The 26,666-nt window shown below is 71.6% G+C and carries 22 protein-coding genes; 9 read left to right on the top strand and 13 right to left on the bottom strand.

Features of this window, described 5'->3' with window-relative positions; genetic code table 11:
• Window positions 1–3: 3 nt before the first annotated feature.
• Together mqnP and ACFY3J_RS15420 are read right to left on the bottom strand one after the other, a co-directional pair.
• Window positions 4–906, bottom strand: coding sequence for a menaquinone biosynthesis prenyltransferase MqnP (mqnP, locus tag ACFY3J_RS15425; RefSeq protein ID WP_384176202.1), 903 nt, complete (start codon window positions 904–906; stop codon window positions 4–6).
• Entirely contained in the window at window positions 903–2,360 is a 1,458-nt protein-coding gene (locus tag ACFY3J_RS15420) for a menaquinone biosynthesis decarboxylase (protein WP_390841031.1), read from the bottom strand. Before ACFY3J_RS15420 ends, mqnP begins: the two co-directional genes overlap by 4 nt.
• A gap of 86 nt (window positions 2,361–2,446) precedes the next feature.
• Between ACFY3J_RS15420 and ACFY3J_RS15415 the strand changes: the two genes are divergently transcribed.
• From ACFY3J_RS15415 to ACFY3J_RS15405, 3 genes are all read left to right on the top strand, one after another.
• Window positions 2,447–2,839, top strand: a complete 393-nt coding sequence (locus tag ACFY3J_RS15415) for a PLD nuclease N-terminal domain-containing protein (RefSeq protein ID WP_384176206.1) — start codon at window positions 2,447–2,449, stop codon at window positions 2,837–2,839.
• Window positions 2,840–2,990: 151 nt separating this feature from the next.
• On the top strand, window positions 2,991–3,590 hold the full coding sequence (locus ACFY3J_RS15410) for a DUF6232 family protein (protein WP_390841030.1): 600 nt from the start codon (window positions 2,991–2,993) through the stop codon (window positions 3,588–3,590).
• Window positions 3,587–3,943: a hypothetical protein gene (locus ACFY3J_RS15405; RefSeq protein WP_384176210.1), complete on the top strand. Its 357-nt coding sequence runs from the start codon at window positions 3,587–3,589 to the stop codon at window positions 3,941–3,943. The genes ACFY3J_RS15410 and ACFY3J_RS15405 overlap by 4 nt, the downstream gene beginning before the upstream one ends.
• Before the next feature lie 554 nt (window positions 3,944–4,497).
• Here ACFY3J_RS15405 and ACFY3J_RS15400 read toward each other — a convergent pair.
• Window positions 4,498–5,265, bottom strand: coding sequence for a CDP-alcohol phosphatidyltransferase family protein (locus tag ACFY3J_RS15400; protein WP_390841029.1), 768 nt, complete (start codon window positions 5,263–5,265; stop codon window positions 4,498–4,500).
• 140 nt (window positions 5,266–5,405) lie between these two features.
• Between ACFY3J_RS15400 and ACFY3J_RS15395 the strand changes: the two genes are divergently transcribed.
• Window positions 5,406–5,855, top strand: coding sequence for a nucleoside deaminase (locus tag ACFY3J_RS15395; RefSeq protein ID WP_390841028.1), 450 nt, complete (start codon window positions 5,406–5,408; stop codon window positions 5,853–5,855).
• Between the two features lie 8 nt (window positions 5,856–5,863).
• Here ACFY3J_RS15395 and ACFY3J_RS15390 read toward each other — a convergent pair whose 3' ends face one another.
• The 8 genes from ACFY3J_RS15390 to hemL form a co-directional block, all read right to left on the bottom strand.
• Window positions 5,864–6,262 carry an SRPBCC domain-containing protein gene (locus tag ACFY3J_RS15390; RefSeq protein WP_384176216.1) on the bottom strand — a complete coding sequence of 133 codons (399 nt, stop codon included), beginning with the start codon at window positions 6,260–6,262 and terminating at the stop codon, window positions 5,864–5,866.
• A 25-nt stretch (window positions 6,263–6,287) separates the two neighbouring features.
• Window positions 6,288–7,391, bottom strand: a complete 1,104-nt coding sequence (gene ccsB / locus ACFY3J_RS15385; RefSeq protein WP_390841027.1) for a c-type cytochrome biogenesis protein CcsB — start codon at window positions 7,389–7,391, stop codon at window positions 6,288–6,290.
• A complete protein-coding gene (locus tag ACFY3J_RS15380; RefSeq protein ID WP_390841026.1) occupies window positions 7,388–9,181 on the bottom strand; it encodes a cytochrome c biogenesis protein ResB in 1,794 nt (597 codons plus the stop codon). Before ACFY3J_RS15380 ends, ccsB begins: the two co-directional genes overlap by 4 nt.
• 3 nt (window positions 9,182–9,184) lie before the next feature.
• The gene (locus ACFY3J_RS15375) at window positions 9,185–9,946 is read right to left on the bottom strand and encodes a cytochrome c biogenesis CcdA family protein (protein WP_384176221.1); all 762 of its coding nucleotides are present in this window, start codon (window positions 9,944–9,946) and stop codon (window positions 9,185–9,187) included.
• Between the two features lie 6 nt (window positions 9,947–9,952).
• The gene (locus tag ACFY3J_RS15370) at window positions 9,953–10,618 is read right to left on the bottom strand and encodes a TlpA family protein disulfide reductase (RefSeq protein WP_384176223.1); all 666 of its coding nucleotides are present in this window, start codon (window positions 10,616–10,618) and stop codon (window positions 9,953–9,955) included.
• Window positions 10,619–10,684: 66 nt separating this feature from the next.
• A complete protein-coding gene (locus ACFY3J_RS15365) occupies window positions 10,685–11,983 on the bottom strand; it encodes a hypothetical protein (RefSeq protein WP_384176225.1) in 1,299 nt (432 codons plus the stop codon).
• Between the two features lie 169 nt (window positions 11,984–12,152).
• Window positions 12,153–12,854: a histidine phosphatase family protein gene (locus tag ACFY3J_RS15360; RefSeq protein WP_384176227.1), complete on the bottom strand. Its 702-nt coding sequence runs from the start codon at window positions 12,852–12,854 to the stop codon at window positions 12,153–12,155.
• Entirely contained in the window at window positions 12,851–14,167 is a 1,317-nt protein-coding gene (gene hemL / locus ACFY3J_RS15355) for a glutamate-1-semialdehyde 2,1-aminomutase (protein WP_390841025.1), read from the bottom strand. The genes ACFY3J_RS15360 and hemL overlap by 4 nt, the downstream gene beginning before the upstream one ends.
• A 341-nt stretch (window positions 14,168–14,508) precedes the next feature.
• Between hemL and ACFY3J_RS15350 the strand changes: the two genes are divergently transcribed.
• Window positions 14,509–15,147 carry a hypothetical protein gene (locus ACFY3J_RS15350; RefSeq protein WP_225078116.1) on the top strand — a complete coding sequence of 213 codons (639 nt, stop codon included), beginning with the start codon at window positions 14,509–14,511 and terminating at the stop codon, window positions 15,145–15,147.
• 133 nt (window positions 15,148–15,280) lie between these two features.
• Here ACFY3J_RS15350 and ACFY3J_RS15345 read toward each other — a convergent pair whose 3' ends face one another.
• On the bottom strand, window positions 15,281–17,080 hold the full coding sequence (locus ACFY3J_RS15345) for a DEAD/DEAH box helicase (protein ID WP_390841024.1): 1,800 nt from the start codon (window positions 17,078–17,080) through the stop codon (window positions 15,281–15,283).
• Between the two features lie 91 nt (window positions 17,081–17,171).
• Window positions 17,172–17,375 carry a cold-shock protein gene (locus ACFY3J_RS15340; protein ID WP_023544341.1) on the bottom strand — a complete coding sequence of 68 codons (204 nt, stop codon included), beginning with the start codon at window positions 17,373–17,375 and terminating at the stop codon, window positions 17,172–17,174.
• A gap of 391 nt (window positions 17,376–17,766) precedes the next feature.
• Here ACFY3J_RS15340 and ACFY3J_RS15335 point away from each other — a divergent pair, with 391 nt between their 5' ends.
• The 4 genes from ACFY3J_RS15335 to fxsT all read left to right on the top strand — a co-directional run bounded on the left by ACFY3J_RS15335 (window position 17,767) and on the right by fxsT (window position 26,638).
• Complete coding sequence (locus ACFY3J_RS15335; RefSeq protein WP_390841023.1) at window positions 17,767–18,777, top strand: trypsin-like peptidase domain-containing protein; 1,011 nt, start codon at window positions 17,767–17,769, stop codon at window positions 18,775–18,777.
• Entirely contained in the window at window positions 18,774–20,423 is a 1,650-nt protein-coding gene (locus ACFY3J_RS15330) for a hypothetical protein (RefSeq protein ID WP_384176236.1), read from the top strand. The genes ACFY3J_RS15335 and ACFY3J_RS15330 overlap by 4 nt, the downstream gene beginning before the upstream one ends.
• 105 nt (window positions 20,424–20,528) lie before the next feature.
• On the top strand, window positions 20,529–21,692 hold the full coding sequence (locus tag ACFY3J_RS15325) for an AAA family ATPase (protein WP_390841022.1): 1,164 nt from the start codon (window positions 20,529–20,531) through the stop codon (window positions 21,690–21,692).
• A gap of 59 nt (window positions 21,693–21,751) precedes the next feature.
• Window positions 21,752–26,638, top strand: a complete 4,887-nt coding sequence (gene fxsT, locus ACFY3J_RS15320) for an FxSxx-COOH system tetratricopeptide repeat protein (protein ID WP_390841021.1) — start codon at window positions 21,752–21,754, stop codon at window positions 26,636–26,638.
• Window positions 26,639–26,666 lie beyond the last annotated feature (28 nt).

The raw sequence follows: 26,666 nt of genomic DNA, 5'->3' as shown, positions 1-26,666 counted from the left end.
GGATCAGACCGTGAGACCGCGCACCAGCAGATCGAGCAGCGCGCACACGAAAAGGGCGATTCCGATGAACCCGTTGACGCTGAAGAACGCCCGGTTGAGGCGGGACAGGTCGTGCGGGCGGACGATCGTGTGCTCGTAGACGAAGGCGCCCGCGACGACGACCAGGCCCAGCCAGAAGAAGGCGCCGGCACCGGTGGCGACCGCGTACCAGACGAACAGCGCGGCGGTGACGAAGTGGCAGGCCCGCGCTCCCCAGATGGCGACGGGGACGCCGAAGCGGGCCGGGACCGACTTCACGCCGATCTCGCGGTCGGTCTCCACGTCCTGGCAGGCGTAGATGAGGTCGAAGCCGCCGATCCAGATGCCGACGGCCAGGCCCAGGATCACCGCCTCCCAGGACCAGCTGCCGGAGATCGCCAGCCAGCCGCCGATCGGGCCCATCGCCTGGGCCAGGCCCAGGATGGCCTGGGGGAAGTTCGTGAACCGCTTGCCGTAGGGGTAGACCACCATCGGGATCACCGCGATGGGGGCGAGGGCCAGGCAGAGCGGGTTGAGCAGGGCCGCGGCCGCCAGGAACACGACGAGCGCGATGAGCGCGCCCGTCCAGGCGTGCCGCACCGACATCGCGCCGGTCACTAGCTCGCGCTGCGCGGTGCGCGGGTTACGGGCGTCGATCTCCCGGTCGATGATCCGGTTGACGGCCATCGCGAACGTGCGCAGCCCCACCATCGCCACGGTGACGAGCAGCAGCCTGCCCCAGTGGATGGTCCTGTCCCAGTCGTACATCGCGGTCAGGGAGGCGATGTAGGCGAAGGGCAGCGCGAAGATCGAGTGCTCGATCATCACCAGGCGCAGGAAGGCCTTGGTGCGTCCCGGCTGCGGGATCGCGGCGGACGCCGAGCTCACAGGCCGTACTCCTTCCAACGGCGGTCCACCAGGGCGGCCGTGTCGGGGTCCGAGAGGACCATCTCCGGCCACCCGCCGTCCCGCGTGTAGCCCTCCTCGGGCAGCTTCCTCGTGGCGTCGATGCCCGCCTTGCCGCCCCAGAACTGCTGGTAGGAGGCGTGGTCGAGGTGGTCGACGGGGCCTTCCACGACCGTGAGGTCGCGGGCGTAGTCCGTGTTGCCGAGGGCCCGCCAGGCGACCTCGTGCAGATCGTGCACGTCGCAGTCGGCGTCGACGACGACGATCAGCTTGGTCAGCGACATCATGTGTGCCCCCCAGATGGCGTGCATCACCTTCTGGGCGTGCTTGGGGTACTTCTTGTCGATCGAGACGATCGCGCAGTTGTGGAAGCCGCCCGCCTCGGGCAGGTGGTAGTCCACGATGTCCGGGACGATGATCTTCAGCAGGGGCAGGAAGAAGCGCTCGGTGGCGCGGCCGAGCGGCCCGTCCTCCGTCGGGGGGCGGCCCACGACGATCGACTGGAGCAGGGGCCGCTTGCGCATCGTCACGCAGTCGATGGTCAGCGCCGGGAAGGGCTCCTGCGGGGTGTAGAAGCCGGTGTGGTCGCCGAACGGCCCCTCGGGCAGCATCTCGCCGGGCTCCAGCCAGCCCTCCAGGACGACCTCGGCGTTCGCCGGGACCTGGAGCGGGACGGTCTTGCAGTCGACCATCTCGATCCGCCTGCCCGCGATGAACCCGGCGAACAGGTACTCGTCGATGTCGCCGGGGAGGGGCGCGGTCGACGCGTACGTCACGGCCGGGGGGCAGCCGAAGGCGATCGCCACCGGCAGCCGCTCCCCGCGCCGGGCGGCGACCTGGTAGTGGTTGCGGCTGTCCTTGTGGATCTGCCAGTGCATGCCGATGGTGCGCTTGTCGTGGCGCTGGAGGCGGTACAGCCCGAGGTTGCGGACGCCGCTCTCCGGGTCCTTGGTGTGGGTGAGTCCCAGGTTGAAGAAGGAGCCGCCGTCCTGGGGCCAGGTGAAGAGGGCCGGCAGGGCGTCGAGGTCGACGTCGTCGCCGTGCAGGACCACTTCCTGCACGGGAGCGTTGTCGGACTTCACCTTCTTCGGCGGTACGTGCGTCATCGCGCCGAGCTTGCCGAACGCCTCGCGCACGCCCACGAAGCCGTGCGGCAGCTCGGGCCGCAGCAGCCCGCCGATCCTGTCGGAGATCTCGCCGTACGACTTCAGGCCGAGGGCCTTCAGCAGCCGCCGGTCGGTCCCGAAGACGTTCATGGCCAAGGGCATGGCGGAGCCGCGCACGCTCTCGAAGAGCAGTGCGGGGCCGCCCGACTTTTGTACCCGGTCGACGATCTCACCGACCTCCAGATACGGGTCGACCTCGGCCTTGATGCGCTTGAGGTCTCCCTCGCGCTCCAGCGCCCTGAGCAAGGAACGAAGATCGTCGTACGCCATGGGGTCCAGTATCCCCGAGCGGCTACCCTGGCCCCGTCACGGGGCCGGTGCAGGGCCCCTCCACCGCTTTCCAGGGGGCTTCTCGCATGCTCAGGGTGCTGCTGCTCTACGTCGTACCGCTGGCACTGACGATCTTCGCGTTCATCGACTGCCTGAACACGCCAGAGGACGAGGCCAAGCACCTTCCCAAGGTCGCCTGGGTCTTCATCATCCTGCTCTTCTGGGTCGTCGGCCCGATCGTCTGGCTCGCCGCGGGCAAGGACCGCCGCCCCCCGGCGAACGGCCGCACGCCCTCGGAGTGGCACCGCAACCAGCGGCTCGAGTACGTCGCCCCGGACGACAACCCCGCGTTCCTGAAGTCCCTCGCCGAGGAGAACAAGAAGGACGAGGACCTGCTGAAGAACTGGGAGGCCGATCTGCGCCGCCGCGAGGAGGAACTGCGCCGCAAGGAGAACGGCGAGGAGCCGAAGAGCAGCTGAGGCGCCACCGGGGCGACGAGCCGCCCCTGTTCGCCAACTCTCCACATCTGCCACACAGTTGACGGTCATTACCGGCTTGCACCCAGGACACGGTACGGAGTTAATGGTCTTCGCCCAGTAACGGGGCACCAGCCGTACTCCAGGGGGACCGATGGACAGAGCCGAACCGCCGGGGCACTTCGACATCCCGCCGCCGCCCGCCGTCCCACCCTCTCTGCGGGCCATCGAACTGCGGGTCGGCAAAAGGCTGCTGTGGGTGGGCAGAGCGGCCTATCCGCTGCAGAACATCACGCGGGTGCACACCCTGACCATCACGCCCCGGCGCAAGGACGCCACGCTGCTCTTCCTCAAGCGCCTGGCGATCATCCTGTCGGTGGCGTTCACCCTCACGATCCTGGGCGGCATCACGAGCATCGCCAGCCGGGACGCGGCCGGCGGGATCATCACGTTCGTCTGGATCGGTGCCGCGGCCGCACTGGTCGTCAGCGCGGTGGAGCTGCTGTCCGTGCTGTCGGCGACCGACCAGTACGTCCTGGCCGTCGAGACGTCCGGCCCGTCCGTCGCGGTGGTGACCAGCAGCCACCGGGAGCAACTGGACGGGCTCGTCGGCAGCATCGTCCACGCGATCGAGAATCCCGAGACGGAGTTCCAGGTGCGGGTGGACAGCATCATGGTCAATCCCAGGAGCTACTACTTCGGCGACAACGTGAACATGTTCGGCGGCACCGGCAACGTGGGGATCAGCGCATGAGCGGGGACAACTACTACTTCGGCGACAACGTGAACATGCACGGGGGCCAGGGCAACACCGGCATCGTCAGGAACCAGGCGCCGCTCGCCGGCGCGACGGCCGCGTCCCCCGCACTCGAAACGGCGGTGCGGGAGCTGCTCCAGCACCTGGCGGAGCTGCGCGAGAGCGTGCCGGCGGCCAGCGCCAGGACCATCGACGACTCCGTTCCGGACATCACCGCCGATCCCGCCGCGCCGCCGCAGGAGCGGCACCGGGCGCTGATGGCCGTCGCCGGCATCGCCGCGACGGTCGGAACCGTGGGCCGGCCTGTGGTCGAGGCGGTCAACCGGATCCTGGGGCTGCTGGGCGCGTAGCGCCCCGGAGTGCCGGTGTGCCGGCGCAGGTCCGCGGTCTCCCACGGCGGCCGGCCCTGGGGGACGTCCCGGCGGGATCCGGGTCGGGCTCGTCGGTGCGCTGCTCGCCGCCGTGATCGGGGCCACGGTGACCGTGACCGTGGCGCCGATGGGCCCGGCGGCCGGTTCCGGCGGTACATCGCCGCCCGCCTCCTCCACACCGGCGGATTCACCGGCGGACACACCGACGCCCATTTCGCACGACCCCTCGCCCGACCCGCCGGAGGAGCCGCGTACATGGTCGGCGCCGCCGCCCGCGCCCCGAGTCCGGGTCCGCCGGCACGGCACCCTCGTGCTCGGCGGCTGGTGGCTGGACCAGAACCCGCCGGGGCCCTCGGTGGCCGGTGACGTGTTCACCGAGAATGCGGGCGCCCTGTGCAGCGATGGGGCGCTCGTCACCTGGAGGGACCCGGGCCCACCGACGTACAGCCGGTGCGCCGCGCTCCTCGCCGGCGAAGCACATCCAGGCTGGCAGCGACCGCCGATTTCCTGTGCCTCGGTCCGCCGGACAGGCTCTAGCGCAGCCGGGACGACGACAGGATCGACAGCAGGTGGGCCGGGACCATCACCCAGGTGATGGTGGCGAGGGCGATCAGCGCCCAGCGGGTGACGTCGGCGCCGCCGGTGACGGTGTCGCCGATGGCCGCGGCCAGCAGGAGCAGGGACGCCTCTATGCCGTTGGTCACCCGGTGGATCTTGAACGCGGCGGCCAGCCGGCGCACGGTGGCCACGCCCTGCGAGCGCGGCCGGGTCGACTCGTCGTCGGCGACGGCCAGCCCGCGCCGGGCCCGGGCCACGTCGACCAGGTCGGTGGAGGCCTTCAGCAGGACCACGCCGAGGGCGGTCGCCAGGCCCAGCGACACCCAGCCGCCGAAGCCGGACCGGGCCGCGTGGAAGCCGGCGCCCACCATCAGGGCGGCGTCCGCGAGGTAGGCGCCGAGCCGGTCGACGTAGATGCCGGCCGCGCTGTTCTGGCCCTTCCAGCGGGCGACCTCGCCGTCCACGCAGTCGAAGAGGAGGAACAGCTGCATCAGCACGACGGCCAGGACGGGCCCGGTCAGGCCCGGGATCAGCAGCGCGGCGCCGGAGGCCGTCCCGCACACCACCATGGTCCAGGTCAGCTGGTCCGGGGTCACCGGCGTGCGCACCAGCTGCCGGGTGAACCGCAGCGAGATCCTCCGCATGTACAGGCGGCCCGCCCAGTGCTCGCCGTTGCGGCTCGCCAGTTTCGTCTGCGGCTGGCAGACGTCCCGCAGCTCCTCCAGAACCGGAGCAGCGACCATGACCGTTCCCTCCCACCCACCGGGGCCGACTGCCGCGCGTGCGGCGATGATCGAGTCAGGGTACAGAGTGCGGCGCGCGCGGTTTCCGGGGGCGGGCGCCGGCCGTTGCCGTGCGGCGCGCGCGTCAGCACAGTGAGGGCATGGATCAGGAACAGGCACGCTCATGGCTCGCCACCGCCCTCGCCGAGGCCCGCGCCGGGCTGGCGGAGGGGGGCATCCCCATCGGAGCCGCGCTCTACGGAGCCGACGGCATCCTGCTCGGCCGCGGCCGCAACCGTCGCGTCCAGGACGACGATCCGTCGATGCACGCGGAGACGGCCGCGTTCCGCGCCGCGGGACGGCAGCGCTCGTACCGCGGTACGACGATGGTGACGACCCTCTCGCCCTGCTGGTACTGCAGCGGCCTGGTCCGTCAGTTCGGCATCTCGCGGGTGGTCGTCGGTGAGGCGGCCACGTTCCGGGGCGGGCACGACTGGCTCGCGGAGCACGGTGTGGAGATCGTGGTCCTGGACGACGCGGAGTGCGTGGCGTTGATGCGGGACTTCACCGGGAAGCACCCGGATCTGTGGAGCGAGGACATTGGCGAGTGACTACTTCATCAGCGAGTAACAACTTCGATCAGACGTTCGAAGCGGGCTCGCCAGCGCGGCTCCGACTCCGTCTCGCCCCGGAACTCGTGGGTGAAGCGGAGCACGGAGCCGTCCGCGCCGTCGCGCTCCAGGTGGAAGCGGATGCGGCCGCCGCCCTCCACGGTGTACTCGGCGACCCGGTCCACGTCCCACGCGGTGATCCGCCCGCTGCCGAGACCGCGCAGGCTCACCGCGCCGCCGAGCCGGGGTTCCAGCTCGTCGGCACCGGTGAACCAGCGCGCGAGGCCCTCCGGTGTGGTCAGCTCCGGCCAGACCTGCTCCATGGGTCTGGGGAGCCGTACCAGGAAGGTGAGGAGGTGCGTGTTCCCGTGGATCCGGCTGGTGCCCTGTTCGATGGAACCGGTCATGACACCAGTGTCGCCGAGGGGCCGGTCAGACGCCCGAGTACGAGTGCTTGCCGCTGACGAAGATGTTCACGCCGTAGTAGTTGAACAGCCAGCAGCCGAACGCGATCAGCGCGATGTAGGCGGCCTTGCGGCCCTTCCAGCCGGCCGTGGAGCGGGCGTGCAGGTAGCAGGCGTAGGCGACCCAGGTGATGAAGGACCAGGTCTCCTTGGGGTCCCAGCCCCAGTAGCGGCCCCAGGCGGACTCGGCCCAGATCGCGCCCGCGATGATCGTGAACGTCCACAGCGGGAAGACGGCGGCGTTGATGCGGTAGGAGAACTTGTCCAGGGACGCCGAGGCCGGCAGCCGCTCCAGGACGGAGGTCGCGAAGCGGCCGGGCTTCCCGCCGGAGGCGAGCTTGTTCTCGTAGGAGTCCTTGAACAGGTACAGCAGGGTGCCAACCGCGCCGACGTAGAAGACCGCGCCGCAGAAGATCGCGGTGGAGACGTGGATGTACAGCCAGTACGAGTGCAGGGCCGGGACCAGCTGGTCGCTCGCCGTGTAGAGCACGGTGACCGCGAGGCCGAGGTCGAGCAGGACGGTGGTGGTCAGGAACAGGCCGAGCCAGCGCACGTTCTTCTTCAGCGCGAGCAGCAGCAGGTAGACGCCGACCGCGACCGTGGAGAAGGTGATGTTGAACTCGTACATGTTGCCCCACGGCGCCCGCTGCACGGAGGCCGCGCGGGCGATCACGCCGCCGAACGCGAGGAGGAAGCCGAGGACGCTGAGGGACACCGCGATCCGGCCGTACAGGTCGCCCTTCTCGTCGCCGCCGTGCGCGCCGGGCCCGTCGGGCACGTCGCGGGCTCCGGCGGCGGACCGTACGACCACCTTCGGGCGCTCCAGCACGGCGGTGCCCCCGGCGGACTTCACGGTCACCGCCGGGCCCTGCGCCTTGGCCGCGCCGTCCTTGGCGGTCAGCGCGGCGGCCGTGCGGGCCACCTTGCTGCGGCTGCCGAAGAGCCATTCGGTGATGTACGCGAAGAAGGCCAGGGTGTAGACGGCCATCGCGGAGTAGATCAGCGTATTGCTGATGCTGGCCAGGTTTTCGTTGGACGCCGTGGCTAGCTCGGTCGCGGCGGCGAGAGTCATTTCTCCTCAGCCCCTTCGGCGGGTACGGGGGTGCCGGCGTCCGGCTCCCGGTTGGGGTCGGCGTCGGCCTGTGCGGGCGCCTTGTCGTGGACGAGGGCGGCCAGGTCGCCGAGCTCCTCGGGGAGTTTCGCGGACTCGCTGCGGCCCAGGCCCGCCATCTCTACGACGGTCACGCCGTCGGCGCCCCGCACGGCGCGCACCCAGACGCGGCGGCGCTGGATGAACAGGGAGCCGGCCAGTCCGGCGATGGCGGCGAGCGCGCCGGTGAGCGCCCAGCCGGTGCCGGGCTGCTGCACGATCTGGAAGCCGGCCCACTCCTTGATGTCCTTGTCGAAGGTGATGGAGCCGGCGCCGTTCGGCAGCGTCATGGTCTCGCCGGGCAGCAGCCGGGCGGCCACGGGGTTGCCCTTGGCGTCCTTGAACTGCTTGAGGTTCGGGTTCTTGGTGTCGAGCTGGTAGACGTTCTGCGGGACGCCCGCGTCGACGCCCAGGTCTCCGTGGTAGCCGGTCAGCGCGAGGACGGGGAAGTCCAGCGCCGGGAACTGGGAGAACATCGTGCCCTTGCCGGCACCGGCGAAGGTCGGCACGAAGAACGCGGAGAAGCCGAGCTGCTCGGACTTGCCCTGGGCGTTCTTGTAGCCGTCGAGCACCTTGATCGCGCCCTGCGAGGTGACGTTGGAGTCGACCGGCAGCAGCGGCACGGCCTGGTGGTAGACCACCTGGCCCTTGCCGTCCCGGACGGTGACGGTGGGGGCGTAGCCGTGGCTGACGAGGTAGACCCGGGCGTCGTCGACGCTCAGCGGGTGGTTGGGCGAGACGCTGGCCTTCTGCTCCTTGCCGTGGGCGCCCACGCTGTAGGTGATGTCCGCCCGGTACACGCGCGGCGTGCCCTTCTGCGGGCCGGTGCGCTCGTAGGTGCCGGTGAACTTCTTCAGGTTGAAGCTGAAGGGCACCAGATCGTCGTCGTTGAAGAGGTTGCCGGACTTGAAGTCGTCGTACTGGGTGAGGGTGTTGGCGAAGCCGTCGCCCTCGACGATCAGCTTGTTGCCCTCGGTCTTGTACAACTGGCCGCAGGCGAAGGCGATCAGCATCACGATCAGCGCGATGTGGAAGACGAGGTTGCCGGCCTCGCGCAGGTAGCCCTTCTCGGCGGCGACGGCGTCACCGTCGGGGAGGGCGCGGAAGCGGCGCTGCTTGAGGATCTTCAGCGCGGCCTCGCGGACCTCCTCGGGGGCGGCGGCGGTGCGCCAGGTGGTGTACGCGGGCAGCCGGTTCAGCCGCTTGGGGGCGCCCGGCGGCCGGCCGCGCAGCTGGCCCACGAACTGCCAGGTGCGCGGCACGATGCAGCCGATGAGGGAGACGAACAGCAGGATGTAGATCGCGGAGAACCACACCGAGCTGTAGACGTGGAACAGGCCGAGCTTGTCGTAGACGGGCGCGAGCGTCGTGTGCGTCTGCCTGAAGGTCTCGACCTTCAGCGCGTCGGTGCCGCTCTGCGGGATCAGCGAGCCGGGGACGGCGCCGAGGGAGAGCAGGAACAGCAGCATCAGCGCGACGCGCATGGAGGTGAGCTGCCGCCAGAACCAGCGGGCCCAGCCGACGGTCTCCCGCCAGGTCCAGGCGAGCCGGCCGGCCAGTCCGGGCGCCCGGTTGCCGCCGAAGGAGCCGGGGACGGACGTCTCGGCGGGGGCGGTGGACAGCTGGGACCCGGCGGCGCCGAGGTCGTCTTCGCCGGGCGGCACCACCACCGGGGTCTCGTCGTCCGTCGTACTGGTTGGCGTCTTGCTCATGGATCAGATCCCCACAGTGAAGCCGGTGGACCACGTCTGCATCTCCTGCACCAGCCGGTCCCAGGCGCCGGTCAGCAGCAGCACGCCGGTCACGATCATCATCGTGCCGCCGACGCGCATCACCCAGACATAGTGGCGCTTGACCCAGCCGAAGGCTCCCAGCGCCTTGCGGAAGGCGATCGCGGTGAGCACGAACGGGATGCCGAGGCCCGCGCAGTAGGCGACGGTCAGCAGGGCGCCGCGCCCGGCGCTGGCCTGGGCGGAGGAGAGCGCCACCACGGAGGCGAGGGTCGGGCCGATGCACGGGGTCCAGCCGACTCCGAACAGGGCCCCGAGGACGGGTGCGCCCAAAAGGCCCGCGGTGGGGCGCGTGTGGAAGCGGAACTCACGCTGGGTCAGCCAGGGCATCAGGCCCATGAAGAAGACGCCCATGAGGATCATGAGCACGCCCAGCACCTTGGACAGGGTGCCCTTGTAGTCCTGGAGGGTCTGCCCGAAGAACCCGAACAGCGCCCCGCCGGAGACGAAGACCACGGTGAAGCCGAGGACGAAAAGGGCTGCGCCGACGGCCATCCGTCCGCGCCGGGCCTCGGCCAGGTCCGTGCCGGTGACCCCGGTCACATAGGAGAGATAGCCGGGGACGAGCGGCAGGACGCAGGGCGAGAAGAACGAGACGAGCCCGCCGAGTACGGCGATGGGCAGCGCGAGCAGCAGGGCTCCGCTGAACACCGTCTGATTGGGATCAGTGGCTGCGGCCAGTAGCACGGCGGCTCACTTCTCCGCGACGACCGGGTCGAGCATCTTGCGCAGCTTGTCCTCGCTGAGCGCCTGGAGGGCGCGCGCGGCGATCTTCCCGTCCCGGTCGACGATGATCGTGGTGGGGATCATCTGCGGGTTCAGGGTGCCCTTCTGGAAGCGGAGCATGAGCTTGCCGGTCGGGTCGTACAGGCTCGGGTACGACACGTCGAACTGCTTCTCGAACGCGAGGGCCGGCTGGGTGCTGGTGTCGCGCGTGTTGATGCCGACGAACTGCACGCCCTTGCCGGCGGTGTCCTTGGCCACCTTCGCCAGGTTGGGCGCCTCGGCGCGGCACGGCGAGCACCAGGAGCCCCAGACGTTCAGGACGACGACCTTGCCCTTGTAGGCGCTCATGTCGAGCTGCTTGCCCTCGAGGGTCTTGCCGGACAGGTCGGGCGCGGGCTTGCGGTCACCCTTCGGCACCGTCGCGATGCCGTCGGCGCCGGTGATGAAGTTGGTGTTGCCCGAGCCGCCGGAGGTGCCGCCGGAGCCGCAGGCGGACAGGGCGAGTGCCAGGGCGGCGCCCCCGGCGGCGAGCAGGGCGGCGCGGCCACGGACACGGCTCGAACGCGTGCGGTGCGGACGGGGCGTGCGGTTCGCCCGGTTCGAGCACTGGGGGGCACGACTGACGGCACTCATGTGAAAAGTTTCGCATGCCCCTTCCGAGGATCTTGCGCACCCCCCTCACGGCCGGAAAAGTGCATTTCAGGCCGCCTTCGAGGGGTCCTCCGTGCTCGGCGTGCCAGCGCTGTCCGCGCCCCCGAGGAACTCCTTCCAGCCACCGGCCGGCCGCTGCCCGACGTCGAGGGTGCGCAGCTTGGTCAGTACTTCCGGCTTCTGCACGTCCATCCAGTCGACGAACTGTCGGAAGGAGACCATGCGCACGTCGGCGCCCTTCTCCTTCTCCCGCGCGATGTGCTTGAAGGCCTCCTCGACGGAGTCCATGTAGATGCCGCCGTTCCACTGTTCGAAGTGGTTGCCTATGAAATACGGCGCCCGGTTTGTCTCGTATGCCCGCCTGAAGCCCTGGATGTAGGCCTGCGCGGACTGCCGGCGCCAGCCCGGGTGGTTGTGGGCGGGAGCGTTGGTGGAGTTGACGGACTGGTTCGCGAGCATGTTGTAGTCCATCGAGAGGACCTCGAACCGGCGTCCGGGGAAGGGTATCTGCTGCAACGGCAGGTCCCAGATGCCCAGCCGCTTGTCCGGCCAGACCTGACGGCCGCCGGGCGAGGAGGCGTCGTAGCGCCAGCCGAGCGCGCGGGCGGTGGGCAGCAGCTGGTTCTGGCCGAGCAGGCAGGGGGTGCGGCCGCCGACGAGTTCCTTGTCGTAGTCGAAGGGCAGTGCGGGCAGATCGGTCCAGCCGGTGTTGGTCCGCCACTCCTTCACGAACGCCTTGGCCTGGTCGATCTCGCTGTGCCACTGCTTGGGCGTCCAGCCCCCGACCGAGCCGTGGCCGGAGCAGAAGTGGCCGTTGAAGTGGGTACCGATCTCGTGGCCCTCGAGCCAGGCGCGGCGGACGTTGGTGAGCGTGGCCTTGACGTGGTCGTCGGTCAGATAGCCGATGTCGGAGGCGCCGCGCGGGTTGTTCGGCGGGTCGTACAGGCGCTTCTTCGACTCCGGCAGCAGGTAGAGCCCGGAGAGGAAGAAGGTCATGTGCGCCTCGTGCTGCCTGGCCAGGTCCAGGAAGCGCGGGAACAGCCCGTTGCCGACCTCGCCGGCCCCGTCCCAGGAGAAGACGACGAACTGCGGCGGGGTCTCGCCCGGCTCCAGCGGGACCGGCGCGGCCGGCTGGTGCGGCTGCTTGCCGGTGAACGAGGTCGAGCCGTCGCCGATGAGGCGGGCGGGGGGTGCCGTACGCGCACGCGGGCTGGGCGCGCTCGCGCTGGGGGAAGCGCCGGGGCGGCCCGGGTCCGAGGACTTGACGCTGCCGCAGCCCGTGAGCCCGACGGCGGCCGCGGCCCCCGCGCCGAGGCCGAGTAGTCCCCTTCGGGAGAAGGTGCGCATGGGATCCCCGATTCGTCACTGCCGCTGGTGGTCACTCACTCAGAGGCGGCGACGAACACGGGGGTTCCGCGAGTCGATATGAATTTCACAACGAACGCACAGGAAGAGCGCGGCACGGACGGGACCCTGCGGTTCCGCCCGTGCCCTTCCCGTCCTTACGCGTCCTTCTTCACGCGCCGAACGCCTTGCCCTGCCCCTTCACCGGCTTGGCGCCCGCGAGGAGATGGGCCGGCACCAGATCGCGGGCCGGCTCGGTGTAGCCGACGGAGACGATGCGGTCGCCCCGGTAGGTGAACGTCGTCAGCGAGGCGAGTGTGCACTGCCGCTTGCGCGGGTCGTGCCACAGCCGCCGCCGCTCGACGTAGGAGCGCACGATCCAGATCGGCAGCTGGTGGCTGACGAGTACCGCCTCGTGTCCGCGCGCCTTGTCCTTCGCCGCGTTCAGCGCGCCCATCATGCGCACCACCTGGTCGATGTACGGCTCGCCCCAGGACGGCCTGAACGGGTTGACCACGTGCTTCCAGTTGGCGGGCCGGCGCAGCGCGCCGTCGCCCACGCCGAAGGTCTTGCCCTGGAAGACGTTGGCCGCCTCGATCAGCCGCTCGTCGGTGGCGATGTCGAGTCCGTGCGCCTTCGCTATCGGCGTCGCCGTCTCCTGCGCCCGCTCCAGCGGGGAGGCGACGACGTAGGTGATGTCGCGGGGGGCGAGGTGCTCGGCGACCCGCTCGGCCATCTCCCGCCCGAGCTCGGACAGGTGGTAGCCGGGCAGCCGCCCGTACAGGATCCCGTCCGGGTTCTCGACCTCGCCGTGCCGCATGAGGTGGACGACGGTGATGTCGTCCCGGCCGCTCTTCTCGGGGGCGTCGCTCATGCCGTCGCCTCCGCCGCCGCACGGGCCGCCGCCGGAAGGGCGTCGGCGATCCTCTGGAGTGCCGTCTCGTCGTGCGCGGTGGAGACGAACCAGGACTCGAAGGACGAGGGCGGCAGGTAGACGCCGTTCGCCAGCATCGCGTGGAAGAACGCGGTGAAGCGGTACGACTCCTGCGCCTTGGCGTCCTCGTAGTCGCGCACCGGACGGTCCGTGAAGAACACGGAGAACATGTTGGAGGCGTTCTGCAGGGTGTGCGCCACGCCCTCCTTGGTCAGCGCCTCGGAGACCATGGCCTGGATCTGCTGCGAGACGGAGTCGACCTTGCTGTACGCGGCGTCGTCGAGCAGGCGCAGCTGGGCGAGCCCGGCGGCGGTGGCGACGGGGTTCCCGGAGAGGGTGCCGGCCTGGTAGACGGGCCCGGCGGGGGCGAGGTGCGCCATGACGTCGGCGCGCCCGCCGAACGCGGCGGCCGGGAATCCGCCGCCCATCACCTTTCCGAAGGTCATCAGGTCGGGCTCGACCCCGTCGACGCCGTACCACCCGGCCCGGCTGGTGCGGAAGCCCGTCATGACCTCGTCGGAGATGTACAGGGCACCGTTCTCGCCGCAGAGGTCCTTGAGTCCCTGGTTGAACCCGGGCAGCGGCGGCACCACGCCCATGTTGCCCGGCGAGGCCTCGGTGATCACACAGGCGATCTCGCCCGGGTGCGCGGCGAAGGCGGCGCGCACGGCTTCGAGGTCGTTGTACGGCAGCACGATCGTGTCGCCGGCCTGGGCGCCGGTGACGCCGGGGGTGTCGGGCAGGGCGAAGGTGGCGACCCCCGACCCGGCCGCGGCGAGGAGGGAGTCGACGTGCCCGTGGTAGCACCCGGCGAACTTGATCACCTTGGACCGCCGGGTGAAGCCGCGGGCGAGCCGGATCGCGGACATGGTGGCCTCGGTCCCGCTGGAGACCAGCCGCACCCGCTCCAGCGGGCCGACCCGGTTCACCATCTCCTCGGCGAGGGCGACCTCGCCCTCACCGGGCGTCCCGAAGGACGTGCCGTGCGCGACCGCCTCCTGCACGGCGGCGATCACCTCGGGGTGCGCGTGCCCGAGGATCATCGGACCCCAGGAGCACACGAGGTCGACGTACTCCCGCCCGTCGGCGTCGTTCAGGTACGGACCGCTGCCGGAGACCATGAACCGGGGCGTGCCGCCCACGGCTCGGAAGGCGCGCACCGGCGAGTTCACGCCGCCGGGCGTGACGGCCGCCGCACGGTCGAACAGCGCCTGCGAGACAGGGGCTTCGTAGGGATATGGCAGTTCGCTCATGACCTGCGACTTCTCCGACTTCTCGGGGGTTCTCCGAATACGGTGGGCAGTGACCTGTTCAGGGTAGGCCAGCGACGGCGGCGGACCCGGGGCGGAGCGGCCGGGTCCGGCCGGATCCGGGTACGACGAGCGGCGGATTCGAGGATTCGGAGCGGCCCATCTGCGAAACTGGGCTCCGCGTACGTATGAACAAGCGAAGGGGCGTGTCGGGGACCGCCCGGAACCCGCGGGCAGATGTTTCGGCGCACGTTTCGGCGGGCGGCCGCGGGGGAGGTCACTGACACGATGATCGGGTTGCGCGGCGGGGGCCACGCGTCCTAGAAAAGCAGTCGGGTGGAGATATGCATCGCGGTGGCGGACTGGGCGAGGGGACTGACGGCCTGGGTCCTCGTCGTGCCCGGCGGGGAAGGCACCGGCGCGACGCTGAGGAAGCGAGCGAAGCACGCCAGGCACGGGATGTACCGAGTGAGTCCGAGCGGACCGACCGGCGAGGCGAGGGCCGGGCCGAGCTGCTGGGAGCAGGGAGCAGGAATGGTGGTCGGGTGGGGGTGACGTACAAGTATTTCGGCGCGCCCGACGGCGCGACGGCGGCCCGCGTCCCGATCTCGATGCGTCCCGAGGAACTCGGCGGCGACGAGCTCGGCATGGGCGGCATGTTCACCAAGATCAAGCCGGAGACGATGGCCGCCATGGTGCTGACCGGCATCGAGGGCGTGCCCCTGCACAAGGTGCCGCCGCTTGAGCTGGTCGTCCTGCACCCCGACTACGCGGTCGTGAAACTCCCGACGACCGCGGTCGACCCCCTGCGCGACATCGGCGAGGAAGCGGTCGGCGCGGCCGCCTTCATCTGGTCCACGGTCCCGGACCGCGGCGGTCCGCGGGACGCGTTCAACGTGTACCAGCTGCTGCACGAGTGGCAGGACTTCTCGCACCGGCTGCATGAGGCGGGGCATCAGCCGTATTGCCTGGTGTGGCCCTGAGCCAGGGTTTCGAAGGGCTCGGGCGGACGCGTCCGGAGGGTGTGCATGCGGTCGGCGCCCGCAGCCGCGACCGGTCACCCGGTCCGGACGCGGCTGCGAACGTCGTCCCTGATGCGGTACCGGGTACTCCGTACTAGGTGGCGGAGGAGTTGCGCCCGCCCGCGCCGGACGAGCCACGGCCACCCGTGCCGGAAGAGCCGCGTGTGGCTCCTCCCGTCGCCGGGCGGCGGCCCGGGACACGGACTGACTTGCCGGAGACGGAGCTCGTCGCGGACCGGCCGTCGGAACCGCGGCCGCCCGTGCCGGCGGCACCGCCCTTGGCCCCACCGGATCCCGACCGGCCGGCGGCACCGGCCCCGCCGGCTCCCGCCCGGCTCACCGCACCGGCCCCGCCTGCTCCCGCTCGGCGGGTGGAACCGCGGCCGCCGGATGCGGAGGTGCCGGTGGCCGTACCGGCCGCTGCCGCCCCGGCCGGGGCACGGCGGTTGCGGGCGCCCGTGTCGGTGGCGGCGCCGGTCGCCGGGCCGGTTCCGCCGCTGTTGCGGCGTCGGCGGCCGGAGCGCCGGCCGGGCTCGGTGCCGCTCTTGCGGGCCGGGCGGGACGCCGTCGGTGGCGTGGGCTGGGGTACCTCGATGACGACGGCCACGCCGGAGGGCTCGCGGGCTCCGGTGAGGGTGGCCAGTTCCTCGTCGTTCGACTTGATGCTCGCCGTCCGGGGACGGATGCCCGCGTCCGACATGAGCCGGGTGACGTCCCGCTTCTGGTCGGGCAGGACCAGCGTGACCACGCTGCCGGAGCCGCCGGCGCGAGCCGTGCGGCCGCCCCGGTGGAGGTAGTCCTTGTGGTCGGTGGGGGGATCGACGTTCACCACGAGGTCGAGGTCGTCGACGTGTATGCCCCGGGCCGCGACGTTCGTCGCCACCAACGCGGTGACCTGGCCGTTCTTGAACTGTTCGAGGGTGCGGTTGCGTTGCGGCTGGGAGCGGCCCCCGTGCAGCGCCGCCGCGCGGACACCGACGGCGAGGAGACGCTTGGCGAGCCGGTCGGCGGACCTCTTGGTGTCGAGGAAGAGGATGACGCGGCCGTCACGCGCCGCGATGCGCGTGGTGACCGCCTTCTTGTCGGTCTCGTCCTGGACGTGGAGCACATGGTGCTCCATGGTGGTCACCGCTCCCGCGGACGGGTCCACGGAGTGCACCACCGGGTCGGTCAGGAACCGCTGCACCAGGCGGTCGATGTTGCGGTCCAGGGTGGCCGAGAAGAGCATGCGCTGTCCGTCGGGCCGCACCTGCTGGATCAGCTTGGTGATCTGCGGCAGGAAGCCCATGTCGGTCATCTGGTCGGCTTCGTCCAGCACCGTGATGCGTACGCCGTCGAGCACGCAGTCCCCGCGTTCCACGAGGTCGTTGAGCCTGCCGGGGGTCGCCACGAGTACCTCGGCGCCGCGCCGGAGCGCACCGGCCTGCTTGGTGATGGACAGCCCGCCGACGACGGTGGCCAGCCGGAGGTTCACCGCCGTCGCGTACGGGGTCAGCGCGTCCGCCACCTGCTGGGCGAGTTCACGGGTGGGCACCAGCACGAGGGCGAGGGGCGCCTTGGGCTCCGCGCGCAGTCCGGCCGTACGGGCCAGGAGCGCCAGCCCGAACGCGAGGGTCTTGCCGGAGCCGGTACGACCCCGTCCCAGCAGGTCACGGCCGGCGAGGGAGTTGGGGAGCGTGGCGGCCTGGATGGGGAAGGGCGCGGTCACGCCCTGCGCGGTGAGGGTGTTCAGCAGCCCCGCGGGCATGTCCAGACCGGCGAAGTCCTCGACGGGGGGAAGAGCGGGCGTCGTACTTTCCGGCAGCCGGAATTCCCTCGGCGACGACGGCGACGAGGACGGCGACGGGCGGGACGAGGCGCGTCGGTTGTTCGGCTTCTGGGATCTGCGGGACATGCGGTGGGTGGTCTGCCTTCCTCGAAACAGCACAAACCGGGGTCCGCACCATGTCGGTGCCGACCCCGGTGAGCAGATACGCGCCCGGCGATCAGGCGGGGACGATGTTCTCCGCCTGCGGGCCCTTCTGGCCCTGCGTGACGTCGAAGGAGACCCGCTGGCCCTCCTGGAGCTCACGGAAGCCCTGGGTCGCGATGTTCGAGTAGTGGGCGAAGACGTCCGGGCCGCCGCCGTCCTGCTGAATGAAGCCGAAACCCTTTTCGGCGTTGAACCACTTCACGGTTCCCTGTGCCATGACTTTCTCCTTCTGTAGGCAGAGGCCCCATCCGGAGATGCCGGAAAACAAATAATGCGCCTGCAGGAGAAACATTCCCGTCAGGCGCACATAGGTTCATGGGTACCACAACTGCAACACCAAAACTCTAGCACAGTCCGGCGGGCCCGTGCCGGATCGGCGGGCGCGCCACGGGGGTGCCGGGGTGTGGTGGGGGCAGGAGACGGTTGACGGATCCGGGTGTGCGCCCCCTTGTGACGCCGCGCGCCCGCCCGTGAACCGATGATTCGCCCAAGGCACAACCGGTAAAGCTCCGGGATACGCATGACCCGTGTACCGGGCGCATGCGCTTCGTACGCTGGTTCACAGGTGGGAGCCGTCCGGTACGACGGCCGCACGCGGGGGAAGGGACGTGGCAGTGGTCAACGGGGAGATGACGGGCGCGTCGCCCTTGGGGCGGGTACGCGTTCTGTCGGCGCGCGGGTCCGTGCACGGGGCCGGGGTTCTGGTACGGCCCGACACCGTACTGACCTGCGCGCACGTGGTGGCGTCGGCCCTCGGGGCGGTCGGCGGGCAAGCCGGGGGCGTGCCGCGGGGGTCCGTCGTCGTGGACGTTCCGGGGCGGCCGGACGTCGAGGCCGGTGAGGCCGCCGTCGTGCCGGACGGCTGGTTTCCCGGTCCGCTGGCCGGCGGGTCGGACGGGGATCTCGCCGTCCTGAGCACGGACTGGTCGCCGCCCGCCGACGTGCTTCCGGCGCGGCTCGGCCCGTGCGGGGAGCCCGACCGGCGCGAGGTCGGCGTGTACGGCCACCCGGCCGGGGCGCCCGACGGCCTGTGGTCCTCCGCCCGCCTGACCGGGCGCGGCGGGCCGCACCGGGACTGGGTCCAGCTGGAGGGACTCGGCACGACGGGCGTCCCGGTGGAACGCGGGTTCAGCGGAGCCGGCGTATGGGATCCGGCGGCGCGGCGGGTCGTCGGCCTGGTCACCGCCGCCTACACCGACCGGCAGGCCAAGGTGGCCTGGATGCTCCCGCTGGAGTCGGCGGCCCGCCTGTGGCCGGCGCTGGCCCCGGCCCTCGTGCCGCCCCGGCTGCCCGCCCCGCGGATGTCCCCCGAACCGCCGTCCGACAAGAGCCAGTTCGCCCTGGCCGATGCCCTGCTGAACGTGCCTCAGGTCGAGGACGACGACGCGGCGGCGCTGCGCCGACTGCTGCCGGCCCCCATCCGCCGCGCCGTCCGCACCAGCCCCCGCCCCCGGCTCCAGCTCTTCTACGTCGTCCAGGCCTGCGCCGACCACCGCGACGGCAGGCAGGCCCTGATCGACGCCCTGCGGCTGCTGGACGACGACTCGGCGCCCGCGGGTGCCGTGCTGGAACTCATCGACGAACTGTGGCCCACCACCGCGGGGGGTGAGGCTCCGTGACGCTCGCCCAGGGGGCCTGGGGGCCGCCCAAAGTGCTGCTCGACGCGCTGGACGCCGTCCCGTGCTTCGAGGAGTCCGGACTGCTGCAGGAGTGCGCCCGCCAGGTGGGCCGCGCGCTGGGGGTCACGATCGCCCTGCCCGACAGCAGCCGGCGGCGGTTCTCGCTGCTGATCCTGCTCAGGGAGGTGATGCCGTATCCGGACGGCATCCAGGTGCTGGGCAGCGTGGTCTCGACGCTGGAGGGCGAGACCCGGCACATGGGCCGGGTGCGCACCGCCATCGCGCTCGCGGAGGTGCCACTCTTCCCACCGCAGAGCTGGGAACGGCTGATGTCCCTGCTCAGCGGTCTGGAGGTGCTGGACGTCCCGGGCATCTTCCGGGAGGCCCTGGGGCGCCCGGATCCGCTGCCGGTCCACTGCGCGGAGCCGTGGTCGGCGGTGCTGCACGCGGCGACGTTCAACGCCCGCCCCGGCGAACCGCTGCCCTGCGTCCTGCTGGTCGAGCGCCTCGCGCACTACGCCAAGGGCCAACAGCAGCAGGATCTGTTCGAGTGGGTGGAGGAGCACCTGATCCGCCCCGACATGTATCCCGGTGCGCCGGCCGCGCACCCGGTCGGGGCCGGCGCGCAGACCACGGCCGCCTCCACGGCCACGGCCAGGGCGAGTGCCGCCGCGGTGCCCGTCGCCGCCCGGGCCGGCGGCGATCTGCTGGTCTCCGGGGCGGGCAGCGCCCCGGTGGCCACGGACGTGACCACCCGTCCGGCCGGCGTGCCGGCCGCCGCCTCCGTCCCGCTGCCGGAGGACGACGCCGCGGACGCCGTCTGGGCGCCCGGCGCCTGCCTGCTGGTCCGGCTGCGCCCCCTGCCCGACCCCGATCACAGCGGGGAGCGGCTCCTGTCGTACTGGTGGCAGATCGACGGACCGGAGCCGTACCCGGTGCGCGGCGGGGACGTGCGCGTCGATCTGGCCGATCTGCCCGAGCGGGTGAAGACGCTGGTGGAGGAGGCGGAGACGGGCTGGGCCTACTTCTGGAAGGAGGACCTGACCCTGGAGTTCCTGCTGCCCAGGGACCTGCTGGACCTGCCGGTCGAGAGATGGGCGAAACAGGGCTTCCACGGCGCGGACGGCGCCCTCGGGGAGGACCACCCGGTGGTACTGCGCAGCCTCGAAAGGATGGAACGCGCGGACACGCATGGACGCTGGGCCAAACGCTGGGACGCCCTGGTGACCGCCTGCGGAGGGCCCGTGCACTGGTTCCCCGACGAGGGCCGCGCCCATCTGCTCACCGAGCCGCAGCCGGTGATGGTGGTCCTCAGCGATCCGCCCGGGAGCGGCGGCGACGGGGGCCCCGGGGTCGATGAGCTGGGTGAGTCCCTGCGGGCGGGTGTGCCGATCGTCGTCTGGGACCGGCGCGGGGGAGTCGATCCAGCCTTTCGGGACGAATTGCGGGAACTCTCCTCCCGCAAGGGCATACACCGACTACCCGACGCTCTCAGGTCGTTGCGCATAGAGGCCGGGGGCGAGGATCCTGCTGGGGGCGGCTCCTCTACGCTCGGTCGCCACGCAGCTTTGCTCTGGGACGACCCGTACCGCCTACCGAGCGGTCGGTCAGACGCGGCGGATTCATCCGCGCAGGGGGGAGGGTAGGACGAGATGCTTCCCGAGGACGGCGCATCCGGGGGGACGCGTCCGAACGGCGACCGGGTGGCGGGGGGTCCACCGAGGCCGCACGCGAACGGCACCGCGGGCCCCGTGCCCGACGGTGCGGTCCGGGGCGCCTCCGACCAGCGGTGGTGGATCTACCGCGGTACGGGGCAGCCCCTGTACGACACCAGCCTCGACGAGCTCCTGCCGCCCCCGCCGCCCTGGCGCCGGTTCACCGGCGGTCCCGTGGTCGACCCGCCCCCGGCGGACGACGAGGAGATCGAGCGCCGGCTGGGCCGCGTCTCGGCGTTATCCACGGGTTCCGACCAGCTCAGGCGCGAGGCCGACATGGTCAACGCGGCCCTGCTGCTGCGCCGGCCGCTGCTCGTCACCGGCCGCCCCGGCACGGGGAAGTCGTCCCTCGCCTATCGCATCAGCCGCGAGCTGAAGCTGGGCCGCGTACTGCGCTGGCACATCACCAGCCGCACCACGCTGCGCTCCGGGCTCTACGAGTACGACGCGATCGGCCGGGTCCAGGACTCGGCGGCGTTACGCGCCGCGCACCGGCCGTACGACACGGACGGCAGGGCCGCCACGGACGCCGCGGGCCACGGCGCTCCGCAGGGCCGCACACCGGGTGAGGAAGGCCTTCCCGGGATCGGCGACTACCTCCAACTCGGCCCGCTCGGAACAGCGTTGCTGCCCTACGAGCTTCCCCGGGTGCTCTTGATCGACGAGTTGGACAAGAGCGACCAGGACCTGGCCAACGACCTGCTCGGCGTCTTCGAGGAAGGCCAGTACCCCATCACCGAACTGGTCCGGGCCCGGCGTCTGCACCCCAGGGTGACGGTGATGACCGACGATCCGCACCGCAGCGCCGAGGTCGCCGACGGCGTCGTCAAGTGCCGGGCGTTCCCGATCGTGGTGATCACCTCCAACGGCGAGCGCGAGTTCCCGCCCGCCTTCCTCCGCCGCTGTCTGCGGCTCCGGATGCCGGACCCGGACCGTTCGCAGCTGGTCGACATGATCACGGCCCATCTGAGGGAGGCGGCGCAGGGGTCGGCGAACTCCGCCCGGGCGGACGAGCTGGTCGACCGGTTCCTGCGCAACAGCCGGGAGCGGGGCGGCCTCGCCGTGGACCAGCTGCTCAACGCCGTGTTCCTGGCCACCTCCGGCCGTTTCCCCGGCGAGGACGAGGAGTCGCTGGAGCACCTCGTGGACGCGCTGTGGCACCGGCTCGACGGAGCGGGGGCGGAAACGAGGGCCGGATGACGGCGTCCCCCGGAACCCCCGCCTCACCCGACCGGCCGGAGGGGGGAACCCGGGCTGCCGTGGACCGGGAGCTGCCGACCTGGACGGAACTGGCCGACGCGCTGTACCTGGCGGCCTGCCAGGACGCGGCCGTACCGCTGTTCGACGTGCCCGGCCGCGAGGCCCGGGAGCGCGGCGAGCGGTCCCGCCGGGAGAACCGTCCCGGCCAACGGCCGCCCCCGTGGGACCGCCACGGCTCCCCCGGGCCCGTCGCCTCCCGGCCGCCCGGGGACCCCGGCGGCGACCCGGCCGCGGGATCCGCCGCGCCCGAGGACCGGGACGGCACGCTCCCGGACCCCGAGGGCGGCACGGGCGACCGTCACCCGGCCGGCGAAACCCCGGCTCCGGGCAACTCCCGTACACCCGACGACGACTCCCGGACACCCGGCGACGACTCCCGGACACCCGGCGACGATTCCCGGACACCCGGCGACGATTCCCGCCCGCCCGAAGCGCAGGACGACGGCCACAGCCTCGGGTCCGACGACGAACTGCTCCTGCTGGCAGAGGGGCTGACCACCCTGACGGACGCGGCCCGCCCGCTCTTCGCCGCGCTCCCCGCGGCGAGGCCGGCCGGTCCGCGGCACCGCCCCGTACCGCACTCGGACGAGTGGTCCACCGAGCCGGCCGGCTGGCCCGCGTCCCCCCGGCTGGCCGACTCCCTGGCCCTGGGCAGATCGCTGCGCCCGCTGCGCCTGTTCCTCGCCTCGCCCCACGAGCTGGAGCTGGACGAGGAGGCGACCGCCGAGCAGGCGGCGCTGGCCGGGGTGTGGACACCGGTGTGCCGGCCGGTCCCGGAGCGGCGGCTGGACCTGCTGCTGCTGGTGGACGACAGTCCCTCGATGGCGCTGTGGTCGCACACGGCACGGCAGATCGCCGAGCTGATGGAGCAGACGGCGGCCTTCCGCACCGTACGGCGGGTCCGCTGGGACCCGGACGGCGGCGACGTGGCGACGGCGGGCCTCGCGGCGACCGAACTCCACTCCAGCGACCGGCAGTTGGTGCTGGCGCTCACCGACGGCGGCCACAGTGCCTGGCGCACCGGCCGGGCGGCCGCGCTGCTGAACCGGCTGGGCCGGCACTCCCCCGTCGCCGTACTGAGCCTGCTGCCCCAGCACCTGTGGGACCTGACGCTGCCCACGGTCACCCGGACCCGGCTGCGGGCACCCGCCCCCGCCGTACCCAACCGCTCCTACGACGCGGAGTGGAAGCACCCGCACGCGGACCCGCTGGGCCCCGAGCCGGAGTTCGCGCCGCACCCCGGCCTGGGGACCGCGATCCCGGTGCCGGTCGTCGAGCTGCGGCCGACATCACTGGCCCGCTGGGCCCGGCTGGTGGCCGCGGCGGGCAGCGGCGAATGGCACGGGCTGGCCGCGCTGTGGACCGCGCCGGACCGGGACCTGCGTTCGGCGGTGATCGGCCCGGTCCCCGAGCGGCTCGCCACCATCGTGGCGGAGCCTTCGCACCCCGGACATCAGCGGACGGCGCCACACCGCACGGACCCGCCCCGGCCCACGGAACCGCGGCGGGCCGGCGCCGGCGCGGACGAGTCGCCCGCGGTCCGGCGGGCCAGGCGGGCCGCCGCCACGGTGCGCCGGTTCCGCGCCACCGCCTCCCCGGCCGCGTACGCCCTCGCCCAGCGCCTGGCCGCGGCCCCCCTCAACCTCCCCGTGATGCGGCTGCTCCAACAGGCCCAGCCCGGCGCGAGATTCTGGAACCTGGCCGAAATCGTGCTGCTGGGCCTGGTGCGCCGCACCGACGGCACCGCGGACGTCGAGGACCCCCACCGGGTGTCCTTCGACTTCGCGGAAGGTGTACGGGAGGAACTGCTCGCCCTCGGCAGCCGGGCCGGGACGATCCGGGCGCTGGACGAGGTCCGGCGCCATCTCGGACCGGTGCTGGAGGAGGTGTGGGGGGAGGGCGCGAGCGCGCTGGTCGCCCCGGAGGGGGATCCGGCGGATCCCCCGATGACGGAGCAGACCCGCCCGTTCGTCAACCACCTGTACACGGCGCTGTGCGCGGTGTCCGGGCCCTACCTCGCTCGCGCCAACCACCTGGGCCGGCTGCTCCAGCGCACGGCCGTCCCCCACCAGGCCGGAAAGGTCGCCGCCGGCACAGCGCCCGCATCAGGGCACCAGCGGCCATCAGGGTATTCATCCGTAGAAATGCGATCAGAATTGAACATTGCGCCCAGCGACGCGCTACATTACGGGCCGCGAACGCCTCAAGCCCCGCGACCGGCGAACGCCCCGCAACCGGCGGGGAATTCACCCGCGGAACCGCCGTCCGCCCCCGTTCCGCCCACCCAGCCCAGCTCCACCCCCACCCCCTCCCCCGCGCCCGCGTCCGCGCCCGCGCGTCCACGACAAGGAGGCATCGCCGTGACTGCCGGTCTGCCCGTTGCCACGGGCCCGCGAAGCCCGCACGACCCGCCCCGCATCTGGGGGAACGTACCGCAGCGGAACCGGAACTTCACAGGGCGCGAGACGCTGCTCGAACGGCTCCAGGAACGGCTGAGCAGCGGTGTCACCGCGGTCCTGCCGGAGGCCCTGCACGGCATGGGCGGTGTCGGCAAGTCGCAGATCGCCATCGAGTACGTCTACCGGCACAGCCGGGACTACCGGCTCATCTGGTGGATCCCGTCCGAGCAGGAGAACCAGATCGTCCAGTCGCTGATCGAACTGGGCGAGCAGATGGGCCTCCAGGCGGGTTCCGAGATGAGCGCGGTGCCCGCGGTGCTCGACGCCCTGCGCCGGGGCGAGCCGTACCGCGACTGGCTGCTGGTGTTCGACAACGCGGAGAACCCCAAGGAGGCACGCAAGTACTTCCCCAGCGACGGGCCCGGACGCATCGTCGTGACCTCGCGGAACTTCCAGTGGTCCACCGACGCCAGCTCTCTGGAGGTCGACGTGTTCGCACGCGACGAGAGCGTCGCCCTGCTGCGCCGTCGCAGCCCCCAGCTGCCCGACGACGCCGTGGACCACCTCGCCGCCGCCCTCGGTGACCTGCCGCTCGCGGTGGAACAGGCCGCGGTGTGGCTGGCCGAGACCGGGATGCCGGTGCAGCAGTACCTCGAGGTCTACGAGCGCAACTTCACCGAACTGATGCAGTCGGAGCCGCCCGGCGACTACCCGCTGTCGGTGGCGGCCGCCTGGAACGTCTCCCTCGGCCGGCTGCGCGAGACCCGCCCCGACGCCCTCCAGCTCCTCCAGGTCTGCGCCTTCTTCGCTCCCGAGCCCATCGAGTGGGACCTGTTCTCCGCGGTGCGGGGCGTCGCCGTCCCGCAGGAACTCCAGGCAGCCCTGGACGACCCGGTCAAGCTGGGCCGGGCGGTCCGCGAGATCGGCCGGTACGCGCTGGCGCGGATCGACCACCGGCAGAACACGGTTCAGCTGCACCGACTGGTCCAGCGCGTGCTCGTCGAGCAGATGAACACGCAGGAGCGGGCGACGATGCGGCACGCGGCCCACCAGCTGCTGGCGCACGCCGACCCCAGGAACCCGCAGCGTGCCAGCTACTGGCCGCGTTACTCCGCTCTCCTCACCCACGTGCGGGCGTCCAACGCCGTGGAGTGCGAGGAGCCGTGGACCCGCCGCCTGGTCCTGAACGAGGTGTGGTTCCTGCGCGCCCGCGGCGACCACGCGGCGGCCCTCGAACTGGGCGAGCGAGCCGCGCGGATCTGGCGCGGAACCCTGGGCGAGGACCACGAGGAGGTCCTCGCCATCGACCAGCAGATCGCCGAGGCGCTGCGAGAGCAGGGAACCCACCTGCGGCGGGCCTACGAACTCCAGGCCGGGCTTCTGGAGCGCTTCAGCAGGGTGCTGGGCGACTCCCACGAGGACACGCTCCAGGCACAGAGCTTCATGGCCATCCACCAGCGCAACCGCGGCAACTTCAACGAGGCGCGCGAGCTGGACCAGCGCGTCTACGAGACCAGTCTGCGGGAGTTCGGCGCGGACGACCCGGCCACGCTCCTCGCCGCCCACAACTACGCGGTGAGCCTGCGCCTGGCCGGCGCCTCGGAAACGGCCCGGCAACTCGACTACGACACCTGGCAGCGTCGGATCGAGGCTCTGGGCGAGGACCACATCTACACGCTGTCCACGCGGGAGGCCTATCTGCTCGACCTCCAGGAGGTCGGCCGCTACGAGGAGTCCCTCGAGGGGTACGAGCAACTGGCGGAGGAGGTCACCGAGAAGCTGGGCGAGCGCCATCCCTTCACTGCGCTGGTCAACCGCAACCGGTGCGTCATCCGCCGCAAGATGGGCGACCACGAAGGCGCGTACGCACTGTCCCGTCGCTACATCGAACTGATCGCCGAAATGCTCGGCACCGACAGCCGCTATTACCTGCTGACCGCGATCAGCCATGCCAACGACCTGCGCCAGGTCGGCAAGCTCCAGGAGTCGCGCGCGCTGAGCGAGCAGGTCCTGGAACGGCACCGCGAACGGTACGGCCGGGAGCACCCGCACAGTTACGCGGTCGCGATGAACCTCGCGGTGACGCTCAGGCTGCTCGGGCAGCCCGAGGCCGCGCTGGAACTGGACGCCGAGACGGTCGAGGGCCTGACCCGTGTACTCGGCGCGGGCCACCCACGTACCCTGCTCGCCCGCATGAACCTGGCCAGCGACCACTTCGCACTCGGTCACCCCCAGGAGGCGCACGCCATCGACGAGGCCGTGGCCGAGGAGTCGGCACGGCTGCGCGAGCACCACCCGGCGAACGTGGCCATGCAGCTCAATCTGAGCTACGACCTCAAGGCGCTGCGCCGCACGGAGGAGAGCGAACGGCTGTACACCGCGGCCCTGGAGCGTTACCGCAACGAACTGGGCCCCTCCCACGCCGCAACGCTCGACGCCGAGAAGGGCCTGCGGGCCAACGCCGACATCGACCTGTTGTCGCTGTAGGTCACCACTGCGGGGTTGCGGGAATCCG

It is taken from the genome of Streptomyces sp. NPDC001231 (assembly GCF_042896885.1).
In the GTDB taxonomy this organism is placed as follows: Bacteria; Actinomycetota; Actinomycetes; order Streptomycetales; family Streptomycetaceae; genus Streptomyces.
The sequence above is the reverse complement of the archived record's forward strand: the minus strand, read 5'-3'. Positions and strand labels throughout refer to the sequence as shown.